The 19,959-nt window shown below is 51.4% G+C and carries 17 protein-coding genes; 9 read left to right on the forward strand and 8 right to left on the reverse strand.

Going from position 1 to position 19,959, the window contains the following annotated elements; translation table 11 throughout:
- Nucleotides 1-91 precede the first annotated feature (91 nt).
- The 4 genes from AC3CB2_RS15345 to pelG are packed head-to-tail and all read left to right on the forward strand — an operon-like array spanning nt 92 to nt 5,117.
- Nucleotides 92-1,150, forward strand: coding sequence for a hypothetical protein (locus AC3CB2_RS15345; protein WP_352933958.1), 1,059 nt, complete (start codon nt 92-94; stop codon nt 1,148-1,150).
- The gene (locus AC3CB2_RS15350) at nt 1,151-2,137 is read left to right on the forward strand and encodes a hypothetical protein (RefSeq protein WP_352933961.1); all 987 of its coding nucleotides are present in this window, start codon (nt 1,151-1,153) and stop codon (nt 2,135-2,137) included.
- A 13-nt stretch (nt 2,138-2,150) separates the two neighbouring features.
- The gene (gene pelF, locus AC3CB2_RS15355) at nt 2,151-3,662 is read left to right on the forward strand and encodes a GT4 family glycosyltransferase PelF (RefSeq protein WP_352933963.1); all 1,512 of its coding nucleotides are present in this window, start codon (nt 2,151-2,153) and stop codon (nt 3,660-3,662) included.
- A gap of 33 nt (nt 3,663-3,695) precedes the next feature.
- Entirely contained in the window at nt 3,696-5,117 is a 1,422-nt protein-coding gene (pelG, locus tag AC3CB2_RS15360) for an exopolysaccharide Pel transporter PelG (protein WP_352933966.1), read from the forward strand.
- Here pelG and AC3CB2_RS15365 read toward each other — a convergent pair.
- The 3 genes from AC3CB2_RS15365 to AC3CB2_RS15375 form a co-directional block, all read right to left on the reverse strand.
- Entirely contained in the window at nt 5,114-6,013 is a 900-nt protein-coding gene (locus tag AC3CB2_RS15365; protein WP_352933969.1) for an MJ1477/TM1410 family putative glycoside hydrolase, read from the reverse strand. The genes pelG and AC3CB2_RS15365 overlap by 4 nt on opposite strands.
- A gap of 142 nt (nt 6,014-6,155) precedes the next feature.
- Nucleotides 6,156-6,812: a ChrR family anti-sigma-E factor gene (locus AC3CB2_RS15370; RefSeq protein WP_352933972.1), complete on the reverse strand. Its 657-nt coding sequence runs from the start codon at nt 6,810-6,812 to the stop codon at nt 6,156-6,158.
- Nucleotides 6,809-7,402, reverse strand: a complete 594-nt coding sequence (locus AC3CB2_RS15375; protein WP_352933975.1) for a sigma-70 family RNA polymerase sigma factor — start codon at nt 7,400-7,402, stop codon at nt 6,809-6,811. The genes AC3CB2_RS15370 and AC3CB2_RS15375 overlap by 4 nt, the downstream gene beginning before the upstream one ends.
- Nucleotides 7,403-7,547: 145 nt before the next feature.
- Here AC3CB2_RS15375 and AC3CB2_RS15380 point away from each other — a divergent pair, with 145 nt between their 5' ends.
- Genes AC3CB2_RS15380 through AC3CB2_RS15390 form a run of 3 tightly spaced genes read left to right on the forward strand, consistent with a single transcriptional unit; the run spans nt 7,548 to nt 10,986 of the window.
- Nucleotides 7,548-8,888 (forward strand): NAD(P)/FAD-dependent oxidoreductase, encoded by a 1,341-nt coding sequence (locus AC3CB2_RS15380; protein ID WP_352933978.1) that lies wholly within the window; start codon nt 7,548-7,550, stop codon nt 8,886-8,888.
- The gene (locus AC3CB2_RS15385) at nt 8,885-9,745 is read left to right on the forward strand and encodes a DUF1365 domain-containing protein (RefSeq protein ID WP_352933981.1); all 861 of its coding nucleotides are present in this window, start codon (nt 8,885-8,887) and stop codon (nt 9,743-9,745) included. Before AC3CB2_RS15380 ends, AC3CB2_RS15385 begins: the two co-directional genes overlap by 4 nt.
- Nucleotides 9,742-10,986 carry a class I SAM-dependent methyltransferase gene (locus tag AC3CB2_RS15390; RefSeq protein WP_352933984.1) on the forward strand — a complete coding sequence of 415 codons (1,245 nt, stop codon included), beginning with the start codon at nt 9,742-9,744 and terminating at the stop codon, nt 10,984-10,986. The genes AC3CB2_RS15385 and AC3CB2_RS15390 overlap by 4 nt, the downstream gene beginning before the upstream one ends.
- A gap of 39 nt (nt 10,987-11,025) precedes the next feature.
- Here AC3CB2_RS15390 and AC3CB2_RS15395 read toward each other — a convergent pair whose 3' ends face one another.
- From AC3CB2_RS15395 to AC3CB2_RS15405, 3 genes are read right to left on the reverse strand one after another with little or no spacing between them, the layout of a single operon-like run.
- The gene (locus tag AC3CB2_RS15395) at nt 11,026-11,463 is read right to left on the reverse strand and encodes a nuclear transport factor 2 family protein (protein WP_352933987.1); all 438 of its coding nucleotides are present in this window, start codon (nt 11,461-11,463) and stop codon (nt 11,026-11,028) included.
- A complete protein-coding gene (locus AC3CB2_RS15400; RefSeq protein ID WP_352933990.1) occupies nt 11,460-12,212 on the reverse strand; it encodes an SDR family NAD(P)-dependent oxidoreductase in 753 nt (250 codons plus the stop codon). The genes AC3CB2_RS15395 and AC3CB2_RS15400 overlap by 4 nt, the downstream gene beginning before the upstream one ends.
- Nucleotides 12,213-12,265: 53 nt before the next feature.
- Nucleotides 12,266-13,789: a cryptochrome/photolyase family protein gene (locus AC3CB2_RS15405; RefSeq protein ID WP_352933993.1), complete on the reverse strand. Its 1,524-nt coding sequence runs from the start codon at nt 13,787-13,789 to the stop codon at nt 12,266-12,268.
- Between the two features lie 177 nt (nt 13,790-13,966).
- Here AC3CB2_RS15405 and torS point away from each other — a divergent pair, with 177 nt between their 5' ends.
- Nucleotides 13,967-16,873, forward strand: a complete 2,907-nt coding sequence (gene torS / locus AC3CB2_RS15410) for a TMAO reductase system sensor histidine kinase/response regulator TorS (protein ID WP_352933996.1) — start codon at nt 13,967-13,969, stop codon at nt 16,871-16,873.
- Here the strand turns inward: torS and AC3CB2_RS15415 are convergent.
- Nucleotides 16,840-17,556, reverse strand: a complete 717-nt coding sequence (locus AC3CB2_RS15415) for a response regulator (RefSeq protein WP_352933999.1) — start codon at nt 17,554-17,556, stop codon at nt 16,840-16,842. The genes torS and AC3CB2_RS15415 overlap by 34 nt on opposite strands.
- Nucleotides 17,557-17,564: 8 nt before the next feature.
- On the reverse strand, nt 17,565-18,671 hold the full coding sequence (gene torT / locus AC3CB2_RS15420; protein ID WP_352934002.1) for a TMAO reductase system periplasmic protein TorT: 1,107 nt from the start codon (nt 18,669-18,671) through the stop codon (nt 17,565-17,567).
- Nucleotides 18,672-18,790: 119 nt separating this feature from the next.
- On the opposite strand from torT, the gene AC3CB2_RS15425 reads away from it, so the two are divergent.
- Nucleotides 18,791-19,951, forward strand: coding sequence for a NapC/NirT family cytochrome c (locus AC3CB2_RS15425; protein ID WP_352934004.1), 1,161 nt, complete (start codon nt 18,791-18,793; stop codon nt 19,949-19,951).
- Nucleotides 19,952-19,959 lie beyond the last annotated feature (8 nt).

Here is a 19,959-nt window from a genome sequence, read left to right on the forward strand (position 1 = left end):
ATAAAACAGCAAGTAAATATTTCCGGCCACGAACAGAGATTTAAACTTCCAACTATACTGCATATTTTTACAATAGGAATATTTATTCACGATGTATTCGGATCAGTATTTTTCAAATGATGTGCGACCAACAAAGAAGAAAAAGTCAGCACCGGAAAAGCGCTTTCATCTGCTGGAAGTCGCGGTGCTCTTCGCACCGTTTCCAGTTCTGGCCTCCATGCATCCCGAGTTACTAATCTGGAGCATCTCCCCCAGTCCGCTCTGGATCCCAATCATCATCGCAAGCAGCATCTTCGGAACCCGCTCCGGCATTCTCTCTGCATTAACCGCCCTCACCCTCACGCTTTGGTACGTACCTCCGCAGCCCATCGGAGGGCAGAACTTCTTTGAGTACTTCACGACCACAGGTCTGGAACCAACCCTTTGGCTCCTCACCGCTATCATCTTCGGCGAGTTCAGAACCTCCCTCCTGCGCAAAAATCAGCGCCTTCAAAATCAGCTGGCACAAGCGCTTGGACAACGGGACACGATCTCGGACTACTGCACCATGCTCACCATGGAAGCAGAAAACCTGCAAAGCCGCATCGCCTACATGGAAACAACAAGTCCGGTGAGTGTTTTCAAAAGCATCGACAGATTGAGCACGCTGCATCTGAAGAACAACCCTAAACAACTGGACATCGCACTCGGTAATCTGATTGGAGCCACAAAGTTCAGCCTCTTCAGCTACACCAGTGATCACTTGGATCTGGTGCACTCCAATATCGCAACTTCCTCAGGAGCGGCATCTCCCAGCGCGCAGCAAGAGCAAACGTGGTTGATCAATCATCTGGAAATAACCGAAATCACCGGGAACACCCAGCATGTCATCACGCGCACCTCCAAAGGCAGTCTGGTCCTGTTGTTGAAGGCTCCTGATGCAACCACTCCAAAGCCGGATCACGAGATCTTGCAGGGCGCCATCATCTTCCACCAGCTTGAACAGCATGTGCTGGAAGAAGACACCACGATCCTCTTGGAAACAATCGGCAAGTCACTGGCCCAAAGCCTTGCAAACCACAACGCTGAAAAGGCGCCGGACAATCTCATCTCACTTTACTCAATAAACACACCGCCTAAGAGCAACAGACTCGACAACACGGTGCTGTAAATGTCTGATCCTGTCATCACGGAGAAAGCAGCCAAAGCTGCGCCTTTCAGCCTCTCTATCTTCCTGCTGCCGGTAGTCATCGCAACTGCAACACTCATTGATGTGTGGTTCATCTGGCAGATCAGAGAGCAGCAAAGCTTAGTTCTCCCTGCAGTCGGATTTCACTGCCTCGCTGCACTGCTTTGCAAACTAATGCTGAAAAACGCCCGCAGCCCAGCGTTCGCACTATTCGATTTCGGCATTTTTCTGTTTGCCTTACTCGGGCCATTGGGAGGTTTAATCGCCTCTATCCTCATGCAGTTTGAAAAGTGCAAACCTGACGCTCACGTAGCTGATTGGCATAAAACGCTCGCGCTTGATGAACCACCCGCCTCTCATCAGGAGGATATCTTCAGCAAAATCATGAGCAACCGCTCACTGGATATGACCAACGGCTCCCTCAAACCCTTCCAGAAGATCTTCTCCTCTGACAACACGCAGGAAATCAAACGCGCCCTCTCCATCATCACACTCAAATACAAACCGGAACTACTGGAGTTTCTTCAGGTTGCTCTTAAGAATGATAAGCCAGAGATCCGCGTCCAGGCAGCGGCTGTCTACACCAAACTCAAACAACGTTTTCAGGATGACATCGCAAACTCAGTCATCTTCCCCGAAGACGCCACTTCAGAGCATCGGCGAGAAGCCATCTCCCGGTTGAAGGCAGCAGGCCTTTCACAGCTCATCGATAAATCCCAGCGAGATCAAGTCACTGCAACTTTGCGCAAACTGCTGAAAACTGATGTCCGACCGGAAGCAGAAAAAGCTTTGACCGTCTTACGAGCCGACCGCCTCACTCAAAAGGGTGCACTGAAAGAAGCCCAGCTCTGCCTTAAGCCACTGGTTCGGATCAAAGACCCTGAAGCCACGGCCCTGAACCAGAGGATTTCTGCCAAGCTCAACAAAAGAGCCGTTTTACACACACGAGAGCACGCTCTGATCAACTGAAATGGTGAGTAATATGCATTCCAATCCCACGGCAGATGTCTGCATAATAGTTGAGGGCTGCTACCCTTATGTGGCTGGTGGCGTATCCTCCTGGATCAATTGGCTTATCTCCGGTCTGCCTGATCTGACCTTTTCAATGGTCGCCGTGCTTTCCAGCTCTCAAAATGGCACTCCCAAGTACAAGCTCCCCTCCAACGTCATTGAGTATCAGGAGCTCGCACTCTTCGACATTCACGATCCCCAACCTGCTCCTGATTATGGCTCAGCCAGCATCAATGAAATCTCGCGCGAACTCCGGGCTTTCCTTAAGAATGGCAGCAAAGCAAGGCTTTACGATCTGAACCGTCTGGTGAACTCTGCCTCTCGTCCTTGGACAATAAATCAGCTGACGAACTCTGATCTTACTTGGAATGTCATTTGCCAGATGTACGAGGAGATCCTGCCGGAGACATCGTTCCACCATTTCTTCTGGGCGTGGTACACACTATTTGGCGGACTCTTCGCCGTACTCAAAGCTCCCATTCCCAAAGCCAAAGCATATCACACAATCTCAACTGGCTATGCCGGCCTATTCGCAGCAAGAGCAGCCATAAGCACCAGCGCACCGGCCATCATCACCGAGCATGGCATCTACACAAACGAGCGCCGGATCGAGATCCTCCTTGCCGATTGGATTGAAGACAGCATCAACAAAGGCTTCTCGCTGGACGATCCTAGGCTGGACCTTCGTGATTTATGGATCACGGCCTTCGAGTCCTTCGCTCGGTGTTGCTACAACTGCTGTTCAGACATCACGACCCTCTACAAAGACAACCAGCTGATGCAGCTCTCTCAGGGTGCATGCCAGAGCAAGATGCAAGTCATCCCCAATGGGATAGATCTCAACAAATTCAGCACCATACCCGCAAAGCAGGACAATCACAAACCCACAGTCGCTCTCATTGGGCGAGTTGTTGCAATCAAAGATGTGAAGAGTTTCATCCACGCGGTTGCCTTGCTTAAGGAAGAACTTCCCACCGTGGAAGCGCTCATTCTTGGCCCAACCGACGAAGAACCAGCGTACTTTGAGGAATGTAAAACGCTCGTCTCTCAGCTACGGCTTGAAGAGACAATCACCTTCACAGGCCCGGTCAACATCGCTGAGTATTTGCCCTCCATCGATCTTGTCGCTTTAACCAGCCTTAGTGAAGCCCAACCGCTTGTCCTTCTGGAGGCAGGCGCAGCAGGCATTCCTTGTGTTGCAACGGATGTCGGCTCCTGCCGGGAAGTTCTCGAAGGGCGCTCAGATGACCCGGCCCCGCTTGGTGCCGGCGGCATCATCACAGAACTCGTCTCCCCCTTTGCCACCGCAAAGGCCATGGCCAAACTACTGAAAGATCATAACTTACGCCAACAATACGGTGCACAGCTGCGCAAGCGTATTGAGCGGGATTACAACGAGCATCAGGCCCTCAGCTCCTACAGAGACTTGTACACCCGCAACTTTAATAGAACCGCTGAACAAGAAAGCCGACTGTTCGCTTAAAGCCCAACCCCAACCCTTTCCCGGAGATTTCAGATGGCAGGCATAGGCTTTGAGCTGCAGCGACTAACACACAAAGGCGACATGACATCCCACATGCGGGCGATCTTTCACGCAAGCATGGTCATCGCGGGCCCCTGGCTCATGTTCATTTTCTGCATTCTGTTCATCTCGCTTCTGACAGAGCAAAGACTCGGTCTGCCTATGCTAACCAGTTTCAGAACCAAGCTGATTTACATTCTGGGCATCTCACTGCTGACAAGCGCACCTGTTCTGATCCTTGCAATCAGAATGGCTTCAGACGCCATCTACTTCGGAAAGTTTCACCTCATCCCGCAGCTCTACCTGAGTGCCCTCTACACTTCCTCCCTCCTGACTGTCATTGTAGCTGCCCCAGTTCTGTTCATACTGCTGAACGTTCCACTCATAGAACTACTGGCGATTATCATCTCTTGCATCATCGCCAACCTTCTTTGGATCGCACTGGGCTTCAGTTCCAGCCTTCAAAACTACAAAAGCGTAAGCCTTTCCTTCGCAACTGGGCTGCTTCTAACAATATCATTGGTCATCTACAGCACCGCCCACCATCCCAGCGAGCTTCACTTACTGCTGGCTTTCAGTCTCGGTTTCCTGCTTTGTTTCATATGGCTATCCATCCAAGTGCTCTTCACGTTCCCGGCATTCAGCTACATTTTCAAAGAGACCCGGGAGTATCTGACGGGCGCACTCAAACGCTATTGGCCGCTAGCTTTGGCTGCGACTTTCAACATCAGCGCCTTGTGGGTAGATAAGATCATCATCTGGCAAAGCCATGAGGGGCAATTGCTTCCAAGCGGCTTGCGACATGCTCCTGCCTACGACAGTTCCATCTTTATCGCCCAGCTCATCCTCATCCCACCGCTCGCTCTCTTCCTGATCGAGGCAGAAACGAACTTCTTCCGCAACTTTAAGTCTTACATCCGAACGATCACCGGGCACGGCACCTTGTTTGATATTCGCGCCAAATCACAGGAACTGAAGACAGAAGCAATCTACACCCTTGGCCGCCTCACCTTAATTCAGTTGGGCTTGTGTGCGTTGCTTATCTTGTTTTCGCCACTGGTCGTCGAGTATCTGAACTTCGAGTATCGGCAAGCTGCGATCATTCGCATTGCCGCTGCCAGTGTTCTCTTTCAATTTGTGTTTTTCGCAGCATCAACCACACTCATTTTCATCAATCGAAATATGGAGAACATGCTGCTGCAACTGGCATTTCTACTGCTCAACGCAGTCTGCACCTATGCCACGCTATACCTGCCAGCTGAGTACTTAGGGTTTGGCTACTTCATCGCTTGTCTATCCGCCAGCTTCCTCGCAGTAGCTACACTTCAAAATGCATTTGGCAGGCTGGACCAGCACATCTTCTTTCAGGCACGTCTCTCCCTGCGGCCTAACAGCTGGTATGAGGCACTGCGCTAGAAGGCGACCAGCGTATCGAGCGGCCTGCGGGTAAAGAGAGAGATCACGCCAAGCTCATCTAGCTCTTGTCGTGCACGTTGGCGTTTGTCGGCCTGCTCAAGGTATTCGATAACAAACACTGAAAGACCGTCATCACGCCCCTCTTTCAGGAACCCCCAACTCCAATCAATCAGCTGAGAGCCGTTTCGTACGCCATCATGATAAGCGCCATAAAGCAGGTCTTCCTTGCTGATACCGTCAATTTCACCACGATATTCGGGATACTTCAGAAGCTCCTCGCCATTCTGGGAAACAACAATAAATCCGGGAGCCTGCGCCTTCGCCAACCGGGAAATTTTCCCAACAAACTCAACCATGTTCGCCTGCGCATCCGTCCGGTCTTTGTAGCGCTGAAACACATCAACACCATCCAGATACACACCGTCGTAACCAGCTGAAATGATGTGCTTGAGGTAGGCCATTATCAGCCCTTGCCACTCAGGCTGCCAGAACTTGACGGTGTAATTGCCAGGCCAGTTCGGGTTCTCATCACCAAGCCAGTCTGGCGGGTTTGCCTGCCAGCTATCCTTCCAGTAGTCGCGATAATCCTCAGCTTCACCAATGCTCAGATAAGCAAGCACAAGCCGACGCGATCCATCAGGCTTCTGTTTGGCTTTCGCCACTTCATAACGGGAAAAACGCCCCAGCGCTGTGCCATCTTTAGAGTAGTCAATCACCAACAGATCAAGGTCAGACTGATGGATTTTCTTGATCTCAATATCCTGAAGCTGCACGCCCCACTTTGACACGTCATTCAAAGGCGCTTGCATCTCTTCCACCTTATCGCTGGAGCAGCTTAAAAGAAAAACAAGAGGAGAGAACGCAACAACGGCGAGGACAAACCTAAGGTAAAACATCGGCGCTCCATGCAGCAGGCTCCACACCATATGCCCGCCTAAAACAAAGCGCTATGCCTATTCTTTCTTATGAAAATTTCTCAGGTCTTCCGTCGGAAAGGAAAGGAGGCGGTTGAACAAACCAACCACCTCCAACCCAAAATCAAATCCGGAACAACGGCTGCAACAGTTTGGGGAGGAAGCCTTTAAACTCAAGGGGGGCGTCTGTTACGGCGAGGCAGATGCAGTCTTCTTCTGTGTCGGCGACGGGCTGGTGATGCACGTGTTCGTCGGCTTCCTGAACATCACCGATCTTGTAACGGCCTGTCTCATCGCTGAAGGAGCCTTGCAAGACAAGTGTCATCTCTGAACCATGGTGCGAATGCTCAGGGGTGACGAAGCCGGGAGACAGCTTCAGCAAGCGAGCGCTTTCGCCTTCACTCGGTTTGATCGGCAAAATGAACTGGCGGATACCCGGACCAACCATCTTCCACTTGATGTCGTTAAAGCCATGCCCAAGCACATCCCAAAGAGCAGAGGGGACACCCTTCTCTGATCTCGGCTCGGATGTATAAGCAGCAGCAGGAACAGCGGGCTCATCTTCCACGCGCGCCATCAGCAGGTCAAACATGTCGTCGGAAGGCTTTTGCTGCTCTGTTGTCTGCAACATAGCCCCTGCGAGCGCTTCGGCTTCAGCAAGGCGACCTTTACATCCCTCACAAAGCTCCAGATGACAGGAAACCAGCAGGGCATGTCCGGCAGGCAGCGATCCTGTCGCATAGGCCCAAAGAATTTCATCGCTGAGGTGATGGTTGATCATAGTTCCACCCCTTCCAAAAGTTTCCGTAGTCGCGCTAAAGCAAGTCTCATTCGGGACTTCACAGTACCCAGCGGGAGTTCCAGATGCTGGGCGATTTTTGAGTGGCTGGCATCCTCATAGAAGGCCAGTTTGATTATTTGTGATTGCTCGGCTGGCAAGAGAGGAAGCACTTTCTCTACCTGTTCACTCAGTTGCGATTGGTGATGGTCATCCAGCTGCGATCCTTCACCCACCAACTCATTGGCAAAAAACTGATCGTCTTTGTAAAGATACCGCCGCTCTTTACGAAACCGATCAATCCGCAGGTTACGGGCGATGGTGTAAATCCAGGTCGATGCGGAGGCCTTCCGGCTGTCAAACAGCTCGGCTTTCCGCCAGACAATGACAAAGGTTTCCTGAATAAGCTCTTCGGAAAGCTCTGCTGTTGCTCCACCTTTAAGAAAGTACGTTTTCAGGCGCGGAGCAAAGAACTCGAACAATTGCCTGAACACATCCCGCGAGCGTTGCTTGCCCAGCGACTGAAGCATGGCGCTTAACTCCGCAGAAGTCAGGCAGTTTTCACTCTCACCATCATTACTTTTAAGTTGCATCGTAACCATCGCTCTGCAAACCGCCGAATTGTGTCACACGTCTTTTTACCAAACAGTTTGTCATTTGGATCACTTTTTCCTGCCTAGGGTGATCCATTTCCAATCAGCGCTCCTAAAAAGAGAAACTTTAGATTGGACGAAAGCAATGAAAATAGCAGTGATTGGGAGTGGAATTTCCGGCCTTTCAGCCGCCTGGCTTCTTTCCCAAAAGCATCAGGTAGACATCTATGAGAAGGACGATCGCCTTGGTGGTCATGCCAACACACAGCACCCTGTTATTAACAGTGTCGAAGTCGCTGTAGACACGGGCTTCATTGTCTACAACGAGCGCACCTACCCAAACCTCACTGCTCTCTACGACCATATCAACGTCGACACCAACCCAACAGAAATGTCGTTTGCAGTCTCGCTCAATGAGGGACAGCAAGAATACTCTGGTTCAGGATTAAAAGGGCTGTTCGCTCAAAAGACCAATCTTTTAAGGCCATCTTTCCTGCGCATGATCGTTGAAACTTTGCGCTTCTATAAAGACGCGCCTGAAGATGCAGCCAAAGGAGAGTATGAGACCACCACACTCGGCAGCTACCTTTCTCAAAACAACTACTCAAGAACGTTCATCAACGATCATCTCCTCCCAATGGGAGCGGCGATCTGGTCTATGCCGCCAGCACAATTGCTTGCATTCCCATTCCAGACCTTCATCGGCTTTTGCAACAACCACGGTCTTCTCCAGCTGAAGGACCGACCACAATGGCGCACGGTAACAGGTGGTTCTCGCAACTACGTAGAGAAACTGGCAGCGGAGATTTCCGGCAAGATCATCCTGAATGCCAATATCTCAGATGTGCAGCGTAAGCCCGGATCTGTGACCATCTTCTCCAGAAATGGCCAGGTCGACACTTACGATCACGTGGTCTTTGCCTGTCACTCAGATCAGGCGCTGGCAATCCTGAATGCGAAAGGCAATGCATCCAACGCAGAGCGAAAGATCCTTGGCTCAACTCGTTATCAGCGCAACATCGCCATCTTGCACCGCGATAAATCGCTCATGCCAAAGCGCAAAGCAACGTGGTCAGCATGGAACTTCATCGGCTCACAAATGGGCAACAACTCCCTTTGTGTGACCTATTGGATGAACGCACTTCAACAGCTGAATACCACTGAAGATGTGTTTGTCACCCTCAACCCCAACCATCAGCCAGCAACCGGGTCCATATTGCGCACCTTCCACTACGCGCACCCTGTGTTTGATCAGACAGCGCTCACAGCTCAAAAGCAACTCTGGCAGATACAGGGCGAGCGACGCACTTGGTTCTGCGGCGCATATCTCGGTTACGGCTTCCACGAGGATGGACTTCAGTCCGGCCTCGCTGTGGCCGAAGCACTTGGAGATGTGAAACGCCCTTGGGACTGCGATAATCCGAACGGTCGCATTGGCTTACCTGAGGATTGGCAGTTTGGCGGCCAGCAGGAGGCTGCGGAATGATCCTGACCAGACGACAGCATAAAACAGAAAGCGCACCTCTCAGAATTTATCTGGGCGATGTGGTGCACTGTCGTCATGACAAGATCAAACACAAGCTGAGCTACAAGGCACTGTCCTTCTCAATCGACATAGACCGCTTGCAGGACATGGACCAGATGTCGTCGCTTCTGTCCGTTGACCGGTTCAACCTCTTCAGCTTCCACCCATCAGATCACATGGAGAGCGGTCATACAGACCTCCGAGGGTATGTAGAAGCAGTCCTGAAGCAGGCAAAAATCGACACCGTCCCGGACAAGATCCAACTGCTCGCTTACCCCAGATTTTTGGGAAGAGCCTTCAATCCAATCAGTGTGTTCTACTGCTACTCCAAGGAGAAGCTTCAAGCGATCCTGTATCAGGTCAGAAACACCTTTGGAGACATGCATCACTACGCCGTCGAGATCGATACATCTGAAGCTCAAGGCATTCAGCCAGTGTTCCGGCACTCATGCCCAAAAAACTTCCATGTCTCTCCATTTCTGGAACTCTCCGGCCACTACCACTTCATAGCGCGCCCACCGGCAGATGATGTTTCACTCATTATCCGCCTCACTCAGGAAAGCGCGCCCGTACTAACGGCAAGTTTTCAGGGCAAGGAGCAGCCCGCAACGACAACTCGCCTTTTGGCAATCGGGCTTCGCTACTTCCAAAACTCCGCCAAGATATTGGGGTTGATCCATTATGAAGCGCTCAAGCTCTGGATCAAAGGCGCCAAGTTTTACAAGCGCCCGCCCCCACCCGCTTCCATCGTAACAGGCATGCATAAGCAAGGCCCTGCACTCAAAAAAATCAAAGCAAACTCAGGGAGACACCCATGACACTCAGAGACAACTCCTCCCTCAGTCCATTGGCAGGCGCCAGTATGACGGATCTTAACCTGACCTCCAGACTATGGAAGTCCTTGCTGGATCCTATGCTCAGCAAACTCAAAGAAGGGCATCTCGGTGTCATTCTGCCCAACGGCCAGTTACTGACCTATGGAAACCAAGCCAATCACGGCCCCATCGTCACCGTAAAAATCCTGCGCACCCGCCTGTTGTGGCGGCTTCTCTCAGGAAACTCTTTGGCTCTGGCTGAAGGGTATTTGGAAGAAGACTGGCGGTGCAGTGACCTTCGCTCCCTGTTTGATTTACTGGTTGCGAACCAACGCATCATGCAGTCTGTCACAAAACGTGGTGTTTTCTCACGAGCCTTGGCACGCCTGCGCCATCTGGCGAATGCAAACACACTTGCGGGCAGCAAACGCAACATCGCGTTCCATTACGATCTGGGCAATGATTTCTACAGCCACTGGCTGGACGAAACCATGACCTATTCTTCTGCCTACAAACTGCAACAGCACGAGCCCTTACATGAGGCTCAGCGCAGAAAATACGACCGTGTCCTGCAACTGACCAACACCAAGCCAGATCAAAAGATCCTTGAAATCGGCTGCGGCTGGGGCGGGTTTGCAGAACACGCCTGTCAGTCCGGACGAGACGTTTACGGCATCACACTGTCACAGGAGCAACTGAAGTTTGCCCAGTCTCGCCTTCAGTCTCAACAGACAGTCGGTAACGCCTCTTTTGAGCTGAGAGATTACAGAGAGACCGACGGCCAGTACGACGCCATCGTCTCTATCGAGATGATTGAAGCAGTCGGAGAGGAAAACTGGAACAGCTACTTCGAAAAGCTGAAGTCCAGACTGAAGCCCGGTGGGACAGCCGTCATTCAGGCGATCCTGATTGCCGATGACAAGTTCCATACCTATCGCAAAAACGTTGACTTCATTCAGCGCTACATTTTCCCGGGAGGGCTGCTTCCTTCTGCTCGTGAAATGGCACAGAAGATAGAAGAACAGAAACTGGAACTGATCACCCGCGAGTTCTTTGGCGCCGACTATGAACAGACTCTGGTGCGATGGAGAAAAGCGTTCTTCCAGAACTGGTCGGAAATCTCAAAGCTTGGATATGACAACCGCTTCAAGCGCATGTGGCATTACTATCTCGCCTATTGCGAAGCAGGCTTTGCCCAAGGCACCATCAATGTGGGTCTGTTTCAGATTAAGAAGCCAGCCTAATAGCTAAAAAAGTTGGGCCACAGTGGCCCAATTCATCCCTCAGATAGCAGCTCTGGACGCAATCCATTTGATCATCGCACCAACAATCGGCAGTTTGCGATAAAAGTGCCGCGATGCGTCCCAGTAATCGTAATGCGCACTCACCTTGCCTTGAGCATCAAAATGCACCTCGGTCAGCCCTCGCACACTCCAGTTCCCCAGATGCTTTTGCTTGCAGGTAAAATCCCACCGCATAAAGCACAGGTCACCGGACCACGCCAGATCGAGGATCTTGAACCGAGGTTCCTGCACATCCTCGTACATCTTGTGAAAGACCTTCTCATAGTTCTCTCGGCCCTTCACATCATTAAACGGATCGATGAAATGCACATCATCACTGATGAGCTCATGAACCTCTTTGATGCTCTCTGGCGTTACGTTTTCAAAGAAAAGCGCATACTGCCGGGCAGTTCTCTCCAGTTCAGCTCTCTCGGTCATCTCTTACTCATCCTTCTCATGACAGGGAAGTAGAGAGCGTAAGGCAGCATCCGAAGCACCTTCATGATGGCACCCAGACGGAACGGGAAGTAGACTTCAAACGACTTTCGCTGAAGCCCTTCATAGATATCCCTGGCCGCCCGTTCGGGTGTAAGAAGAAACGGCATATCGAACGTGTTCTTGTCCGTCATTGGCGTTTTCACAAAGCCGGGGTTCACTAGTGAGAGCTCAAGTCCGACCCGATCAAAATCAGGTTTCAGGCTCTCACAAAGATTGATCAGCGCTGCTTTCGTCGGTCCATAACACGCAGCTTCCGGAAGACCACAATAACCACTAAGGGAGCTAATGATCGCAATGTGCCCGTTTCCTTGCTCTTTCAGCAAAGGAAACAGCTTCTCAATCACACGAACAGCACCAAAATAATTGGTGTCCATAGAGGCCACTGAGTGCTCTTCCGTCAGCACATCAATGCCGCCGGGATAATAAAGGCCAGAACAATACACCGTCAGATCAGGCAACTTCCCTGCATCGTGAAACTGTTGAACCACGGCAGCAACCTGTCCACTGTCAGTCACATCCAGCGGGACTACGTCGAACTGAGTTGCATCCTGAGCAAGCTCTTTAAGCTTCTGCTCATTTCGCGCACTTACCGCAACACGCCAACCAGACTGCGCATAAAGCTGAGCAAGACTGGCTCCGATCCCGGAACTCGCTCCAATAATCCAGATAAGCTTTTGATGTTCTGCCATAACGCCCTCTCTGTCTGCTCTTACGCTGCACAACAGTTTTCAGATCACGCCTGCTAAGCGTCCAGTTCAGCAAAGAAGCGTTGGCTATCCTGCTTAATCTGGTCCTTCTTCGCGTCGCTCATCTTATCCCAGCTGCGATAGATCATCGAAACCCGCGGATTTCCTCGCAGTTTCTCCTGGTTCTTCTCCAGAAAGTTCCAGTAAAGATAGTTGAAGGGACAAGCCTTCTCGCCGGTCTTGGCAGAGACGGAATAAGAGCAATGCTGGCAGTAATTGGACATGCGGTTGATATAAGCACCGCTGGCTGCATAAGGTTTTGAAGCGAAAATCCCGCCATCAGCAAACAGGATCATACCGCTCACATTGGGCAACTCCACCCACTCATAAGCATCTGCATAAACAGCGAGATACCATTCACTCACTTGCTTTGGCGCTAACCCGGCAAGCAGCGAAAAATTCCCAACCACCATCAAACGCTGGATATGATGCGCATAGGCATTGGATTTGGTCTCCAGAATACACTGGCGCAGACAGTTCATCTGCGTCTCACCGCTCCAGTAAAACTCTGGCAGATTTCGCGAAGCATCAAAGTAGTTCAGCTCCGCATACTCTGGCATATTGAGCCAGTAGATCCCCCGGATAAACTCGCGCCATCCGACAATCTGGCGAATGAAGCCCTCAACAGAGTTCAACGGCGCGCGCCCCTCAAAATAAGCACGTTCCGCTGCCCTCACACACTCCATCGGCAGCAACAAGCCGCAATTGAGATAGAAGCTGATGTGACTGTGAAACATCCAGGGCTCCCCCTGAACCATCGCATCCTGATAATCACCAAACTTACCAAGTCGCTCCGCAACAAACTGATCCAGCACCTTCAGCGCATCTTCACGGGTAACAGCAAAGAAGAACGGCTGCAGGTCTCCGAAATGATCCGGAAAGCACTCGTCCACCAGCACCAAAACCTCTTTCGTGATCTCATCTGGTTCAGCCGCAAAGGGTTCTGGAACCTCTAACGCCTCTGGAGCACTCTTGCGGTTATCGTGATCAAAGTTCCACTGCCCACCCAGCGGCTTGTCACCATCCATCAAAACCGCATGCTGCCGGCGCATATCGCGATAAAAGTACTCCAGCCGTAAACTCTTGCGACCAGAGGCCCAGCGCTGGAACTCATCTGAGCTGCAAAGAAACCGATCATCCTCCCGCAGCTCCACCGGAACACCCAACCGCTCCTGCCAACTCTCCATGTCATGCAGCAGCCGGTATTCTCCCGGCTTTGTCACAATGACATCGGAGACAGCTTCTTCCTTCGTCAGTCGAAGAACCTCCCCAAGCAAGCTGCCCGTGTTCTCAGCACAGTCGTACCGTCTGTAAACAACGCGGTGCCCAAGAGATTTCAGCTCCTCTGCAAAGTGCCGCATGGCCGAAAACAGAAACGCAATTTTTTTTTTGTGATGTCGAACATACGTTGCCTCTTCACGCACCTCCGCCATCAAAATCACATCCACACCCGGCTCCGCATCCCGCAGACTGGAAAGCGACAAACTCAGCTGATCCCCCAACACCAACCGCACCTTCATCTCTCGCTCTCCCTTCAAAGGAACTCATTGATTTCCAAGAAAGGTAGGGCGCAAGACATAAGGAGACCATACCCGAGTATTGGGACAAGTCCTCCCCCTGAGACATGTTGTCTTGCGGCTATGTAGAGAGTTGCCCTTATCCCCTCCTCGCAGATAGTCAGGAATGATGAGGAACAGGTGGATGACACGATGATCGCTATGGGCATCAGAGGGCGGCTTTTACTGGCGTTTGGCGCCATCGTTTTATGTATGCTGCTTTCAGCCAGCACTGGCTGGCTCGGCTTCAGCGCCGTTGAAGATGCCAATGACCGCATCACGCAGGAAGCCCTTCCCAACCTCCTCCTCGCACAAGAGATCAGCGAAACCAGTAAAGCCGTTGTCTCCTCCCTGCCCTCTCTCGCTCGCGTTCAAAATCTGGAAGAGCTCGCCCAGCAACGTCGGCGCCTCTCTCAGGCTCAATCCAGCATTCAGGATAAAATCACCCATCTCACCCAGCGCGAGATACTCGGCCCGCAGCTCAATGAGGTGAATATCGCGGCCAACTCACTGTTCGATGTGACTATGAAGCAAGAGGTGCTGACGGCTGAGCGTGTGCGTGTTTCAGCACATTTCAACGCATCTTTTACAAAAGCGCTCACAACTTCGGACAGATTAACGCAAATCTCCCGAACGCTGGTCGAGAACGCTTACACCCGCTCCATGGCAGCGATCGTCCGCACCTATGACTTGGTGGAAGAAACGCAGGAAGAAGAACAACTTCTGGCCGCATTGGATGGCATTGCGGAAGACAATTTGGACCAGTTAGAGCGCATGACAGAGCTCCGCCTGCTCTCCATTCTGCTCACACACAAGCTCAACACAGTTGCCCGTGAGTTGGACATCGCGAAAATCAGTCAACTCAAGCAGGACTTCGCACAATCCTGGCGGATCATCGAACGTCGCCTCCGTTTTGCAAGCGATCCCGGAAGACAGTCAGAGGCAACACAGCTTCTTCAGGAACTACAGGTCGAAACCACTGGTTCATCTGGTTCCGATGTCTTTTCACTTCGTGAGCAACTGGTGCGATTAGACAAGCAAGTTGAAGCACTTACAAAGGAAGCAGCGGAGCACAGTACAGAACTGACAGCAGCAGTTGAGCGCATTACGGCTTCCTCTCAGGACTGGATCAACCAAGCTATTAAAGACTCCGGTCTCGCCATCACAGCTGGCCAAATCACACTTGTTGCACTGGCTGCAATCTCTTTGCTCGTCACATTCGCAGTCGTGTACTTCTACGTTCAGGGCAATCTTCTCAAACGCCTCTCCCGCCTCCACGAAGGCATGGCAACTCTGGCGTCGGGCAACCTATCCTCTACCATAAACGACTACGGCTCCGACGAGCTGCACACCATGGCAAAAACCCTTGAGGTTTTCCGCCAGACTGCTGTTGTGCGAGGTCAGCTCGAAGAGCAACAAGTGAAGGTAAATCAAGAACTTCAGCGTTACCAGAATGAGCTGGAGCAACTCGTTGAAGATCGCACAGAGAAGCTGGTGGAGGTTAATCAGCAACTCGAAGAAGAAGCTGTCCGACTGGAAAAAGCACGCAAGCAAGCCGAGGAAGCCAACCGCGCCAAGTCCACCTTCCTCGCGACGATGAGCCATGAAATCAGAACACCTATGAACGGTATTCTGGGTACCACTTCGCTCTTGAAAGATACTCAGCTCAACACCGAGCAACAACATCTGACAAGCACCATTGCAGAGTCCGGCAACGTACTTCTCTGTATTCTCAATGACATACTGGATTACTCAAAGATTGAAGCAGGTCAGCTCACCTTCGAGCAAATCCCATTCTCCGTACACACAATCATCGAGCGCCTGATCACCCTGTTCACCCCTCTGGCACAAGAAAAAGACCTGAGCCTCACCTATCATGTGGCAGACAATGTGCCTGATGGCAGCCTCGGTGATCCCGCACGTCTTTATCAGGTACTCTCCAACCTTCTCAGCAATGCAATCAAGTTTACGGAAGTTGGCGGCATCCAACTGCAAGTCACTGCAAATTCAACACAATCAGAGCTAATCTTCTCAGTGATAGACAGTGGCATCGGCATTCCAAAAGACAAGATTTCCTCACTGTTCGACGCATTCTCACAAGCCGAAGATTCAACCAGCCGCCGTTATGGTGGAACCGGCCTTGGCCTGGCAATCTGCGACAAGTTGATAAAGGGAATGCGAGGAACAGTTTCAGTTGAGAGTGAACTTCACATAGGCAGTACATTCACTTTCACACTCCCTATGGAATCCTGCGAGTACACAGCAGAAAATCCAGTGATTTCAGAGCAGGAAGCCCTTCCCGCTGCAAAAATCCTGATTGCCGAAGACATTGAAACCAACCGCTTCATCCTCCGCAGCATGTTGATCAAACTGGGTATGTCCGTGTTCGAAGCCCATAACGGATTGGAAGCTCTCGAGCAGCTGCAACGTGAACGGCCAGACCTGATGTTGATGGACGTCAGCATGCCAGAGATGGATGGCCTTGAAGCCACACGACAAATCCGCAAGCTTGCAGATACGACACTTGCAAGCACTCCAATTATTGCAACTACCGCTCACGTCATTGGAGTGGATGCAGACAAATGCAAAGAAGCAGGCATGGATGGTTTCCTCGCCAAGCCATTTGAACAAGCAGAGCTTCACCAGATCTTGCGCTCCGTCCTACAGAAAGATGGAAAAACCGCGGCTCAACAATGCCCACCTTCCCAAGCAGCGACAAACCACACTCAAGTGCTAGATCTAGAAACACTTGATCAGGATGTCGAAATGCTCGGGGAAGCTGCTTTGGCAGAAATCATTGAGCTCTTCGAGGCGGAATCCAAACAGTTGCTGAAGAATGTACTTTCCGCTCAATCACCTGAGCAGCAAAAGAAAGCAGCGCACGCCTTGAAGAGCGCTGCCGCCAGCTTGGGTCTTCAGGAACTGCGAGAGTTATCTGCTAATGTTGAAGCCGCAAAGCGACCACCAGAAGGTCTCTCTGATGCTCTAGACAGAGCCATAAACGCTCTTGCGAGCTACAAAGCCTCAACACTCTCAGCGAAGATATAGCCCTCTCCGTGAGACGTCAGGATCATGGTTGGTTTGCGCGGATTATCCTCAAGGATCTTGCGAAGCCGCCCGACCAACACATCAATCGAGCGGTCATTCGGTGACCAACTTCGATGGCTGATATGATCCATCAGATAATCTCTGCTCAAAACAGTCCCCGGCTTGGATGTAAAGGTGTTGAGCAACTGAAACTCTCCGCGCGTAAGAGCAACACCTTCCTCACCTTCAGCAATCAACTCCCGTTTCATCAGGTTCAACGTCCAACGTCCAAACCGATGCGCATGGGCTTCATCCTTGGAAGGCTGCACCTGCCCGGATCGACGTAATAGAGCTTTCACCCGCGCCAACAACTCTCTGGGATTATAGGGTTTTGTGATGTAATCATCCGCCCCAACCTCAATCCCGATAATCCGGTCAATCTCATCTGTCCGGCCAGTAACCAGAATAATCCCGATGTCAGATTGCGCACGTAATGCTCTTGCCAGATTGATCCCGTCATCATCCGGCAGGTTGATATCCAGCAGCACCAGATCAATCGTGAACTCTTCAAGCGCTTGATGCATCTGGCCTGCATCAGCAGCCTCGAGCACATCAAAACCTTCGGTTTGCAGATAGGCAACCAGCTTCTTGCGAGAGATCGCTTCGTCTTCAACAACGAGTATGCGGGTTTTGCGAATATTCAACGGATCACCTAGTTGCTCTTAGTTTCTGCATTGCGTTGCGCTTCCACCGTGTAAGTCGGACTGAAAGACGCCGGAGACAACGCACATTCCAAATCGACTTCAGCAATGCTGTCTTTCGTCACCATCAAAATCTCTGGTGCATAGTGCTTGAGATATGGCTTGCCTTCCAAAAGACGAATGCTTTGATCGATGGCCATCATGCCCTGCATGACCGGTTGATCAGTGGGCGAAGCAATGATTTTGCCACGCTTGATGCCACGAAACACGCCATGGGTTAGATAACCGGAAACAACCTCAATATCCTCCGAAAGCCCACGAACTTTAAGTGCGCCAATTGCCGCTTCTGCCGAAACTCCGGTTCCAATCAGATAATCTGGAGCAGTTCCACCTTCTAACTCTTCTTCAATCAGCGACAGCTGGATCAGCTTGCCGGTATCTCCGTAGCGTGTGTTCAGCAGATTGGCGGAGGACTTTGTCAGCTCTGATTTGAATGCGCTCAACTTTGTTGAAGAGATCCCCGGCTTCCCAGCACCAGGAAACCAACTCACATTTACCGAAGCCGTTCCAGCGGGATGCCTCTTTGTAATCACCTGCGCTGTTCGGCGCCCCATTTCATCCCAATCAACACCAGTCGCAGCCGCAATGAAGTCACTGCGTATGTTGTTCACCAGCGCAATAACCGGCGTATCCTTTGCAATCTCCTCCAACAGATCGTGATGCCCTTCAAAGGAAACCGTGCCCAGCAGAATTGCATCCGGCTTGCTGTCCGCGCAGGCCTGCAACTGCTTGCGCTGCTGCTCCAGCTGATAATAGCCACCCGCCTCATAAACACGAAGATTGATATTCAGTTTCTTGGCTTGTTTGACCATTCCGTAATTGACGCTAAGCCAGTAAGAATCCTTCAGATGCGGATAGAGCGCACAGATGCTCCAGGCCTTTTCAGCCTGCTTAAGCGGCTCATAAGAAATACTTTTCCGCGGTGAAGTGAAATCCAGCAGCTTCTCCCATGTCACTGCAGACCAAGTTTCTGCATGCGCATACCCCGTTAGAAACACCCCAACAAGAGCCGCCATCAGGATCTTACAAATTCTTACAATTTCTTTCGGTCTGTTCATAGCAAGCCAGAACCCAGTTCATATCCGCCCGCTACCATAGAGATAAATCAGTCGCTGGGAATGCGACCAATCCGACAGCAGGATCACATTTTCCTGTAGGGCACTCAGGAACAACAATAATGATTAAAAAGCTCTGGCAACGCATGTGGACGGCAAGTCCACTTCCTCTCGCGGTTCTCATCATCATAGGTGGTATCGGAGGCGTCATCTTCTGGGGCGGCTTCAACACAGCAATGGAAGTCACCAACAATCTGGAGTTCTGTGTCTCCTGCCACGAGATGCAGCCGGTCTACGAAGAATACAAAACCTCAGTTCACTACCAGAACAACTCAGGCGTAAGAGCAGAATGCCCGGACTGCCACGTTCCCCGCGAATGGGGACCAAAAGTCATTCGTAAAATTCAGGCAACGAACGAGCTCTATCATAAGTTTATCGACCCTTCGATCGACACACCGGAAAAGTTTGAAGCCAATCGTCTGCGCCTTGCCAAGAACGTTTGGCATGCCATGAAGGAAACGGACTCCCGCGAGTGCCGCAACTGCCATGCCTTCGATACGATGAAGATCGATGGACAGCGCGAAAAAGCACAAAAGATGCACCCGAAAGCCATTAAGGAAGGCAGCACCTGCATCGATTGTCACAAAGGCATCGCCCACAAACTGCCTGACCTTTCAGCAGCTTCCAAGCAAGCATTCGAGATGCTGAAAGAACAGTCCAGAACTGTCAGCTACAACGCAGCTCACCTCACCACTCTGGCAACAGCAAACATCTACCTCAACGAGGATGACACCAAGGCAGCCGGACGTGTTCTCCCTGCCACCACAGTTGAACCTGTCGATGCCAGTGGTGACCGTGTGAAAGTGAAAGTAAGCGGTTGGAGCCAGAAGGGCGCGGAGAAGATCATCTACGCAATGAAGGGCCAGCGTATCTTCAACACAGCCCTCGGCAAAACAGCAGTGCCTCTAGTTGAACGCGGTGAAACCATCACTCTCGAAAGCACAGGTCAGGACTGGACTGAAGTCAGCTTCACCGGCTTCATGGACAAGAAGGACATGATTTCAGACGCAGATGCCCTCTGGTCTTACTCCGGTGAGCTTTACGAGAACTCCTGCTCCGTTTGTCACAACGCGCCATCACCTAGCCACTTCCTGGCAAACCAATGGATCGGCGTTCTGAAATCAATGGTGCGCTACACCGCGCTCAGCAAAGACGAACAGCGCCTTCTTCAAAAATACCTGCAGCTCAACGCACAGGACACGGGCGGCAAAGGCCAACACTAGGCCGCCCT

It is taken from the genome of Pseudovibrio sp. SCP20 (assembly GCF_057774105.1).

Bases quoted from the DNA above. Each gene is read 5' to 3' on its own strand.
- AC3CB2_RS15405 (WP_352933993.1), bottom strand. From the start codon at position 13,789: ATGAAGGTGCGGTTGGTGTTGGGGGATCAGCTGAGTTTGTCGCTTTCC.
- AC3CB2_RS15350 (WP_352933961.1), top strand. From the start codon at position 1,151: ATGTCTGATCCTGTCATCACGGAGAAAGCAGCCAAAGCTGCGCCTTTC.
- AC3CB2_RS15375 (WP_352933975.1), bottom strand. From the start codon at position 7,402: ATGCAACTTAAAAGTAATGATGGTGAGAGTGAAAACTGCCTGACTTCT.
- AC3CB2_RS15345 (WP_352933958.1), top strand. From the start codon at position 92: ATGTATTCGGATCAGTATTTTTCAAATGATGTGCGACCAACAAAGAAG.
- AC3CB2_RS15365 (WP_352933969.1), bottom strand. From the start codon at position 6,013: ATGTTTTACCTTAGGTTTGTCCTCGCCGTTGTTGCGTTCTCTCCTCTT.
- AC3CB2_RS15385 (WP_352933981.1), top strand. From the start codon at position 8,885: ATGATCCTGACCAGACGACAGCATAAAACAGAAAGCGCACCTCTCAGA.
- AC3CB2_RS15395 (WP_352933987.1), bottom strand. From the start codon at position 11,463: ATGACCGAGAGAGCTGAACTGGAGAGAACTGCCCGGCAGTATGCGCTT.
- AC3CB2_RS15425 (WP_352934004.1), top strand. From the start codon at position 18,791: ATGATTAAAAAGCTCTGGCAACGCATGTGGACGGCAAGTCCACTTCCT.
- AC3CB2_RS15400 (WP_352933990.1), bottom strand. From the start codon at position 12,212: ATGGCAGAACATCAAAAGCTTATCTGGATTATTGGAGCGAGTTCCGGG.
- AC3CB2_RS15370 (WP_352933972.1), bottom strand. From the start codon at position 6,812: ATGATCAACCATCACCTCAGCGATGAAATTCTTTGGGCCTATGCGACA.
- AC3CB2_RS15390 (WP_352933984.1), top strand. From the start codon at position 9,742: ATGACACTCAGAGACAACTCCTCCCTCAGTCCATTGGCAGGCGCCAGT.
- pelG (WP_352933966.1), top strand. From the start codon at position 3,696: ATGGCAGGCATAGGCTTTGAGCTGCAGCGACTAACACACAAAGGCGAC.
- torT (WP_352934002.1), bottom strand. From the start codon at position 18,671: ATGAACAGACCGAAAGAAATTGTAAGAATTTGTAAGATCCTGATGGCG.
- AC3CB2_RS15380 (WP_352933978.1), top strand. From the start codon at position 7,548: ATGAAAATAGCAGTGATTGGGAGTGGAATTTCCGGCCTTTCAGCCGCC.
- pelF (WP_352933963.1), top strand. From the start codon at position 2,151: ATGCATTCCAATCCCACGGCAGATGTCTGCATAATAGTTGAGGGCTGC.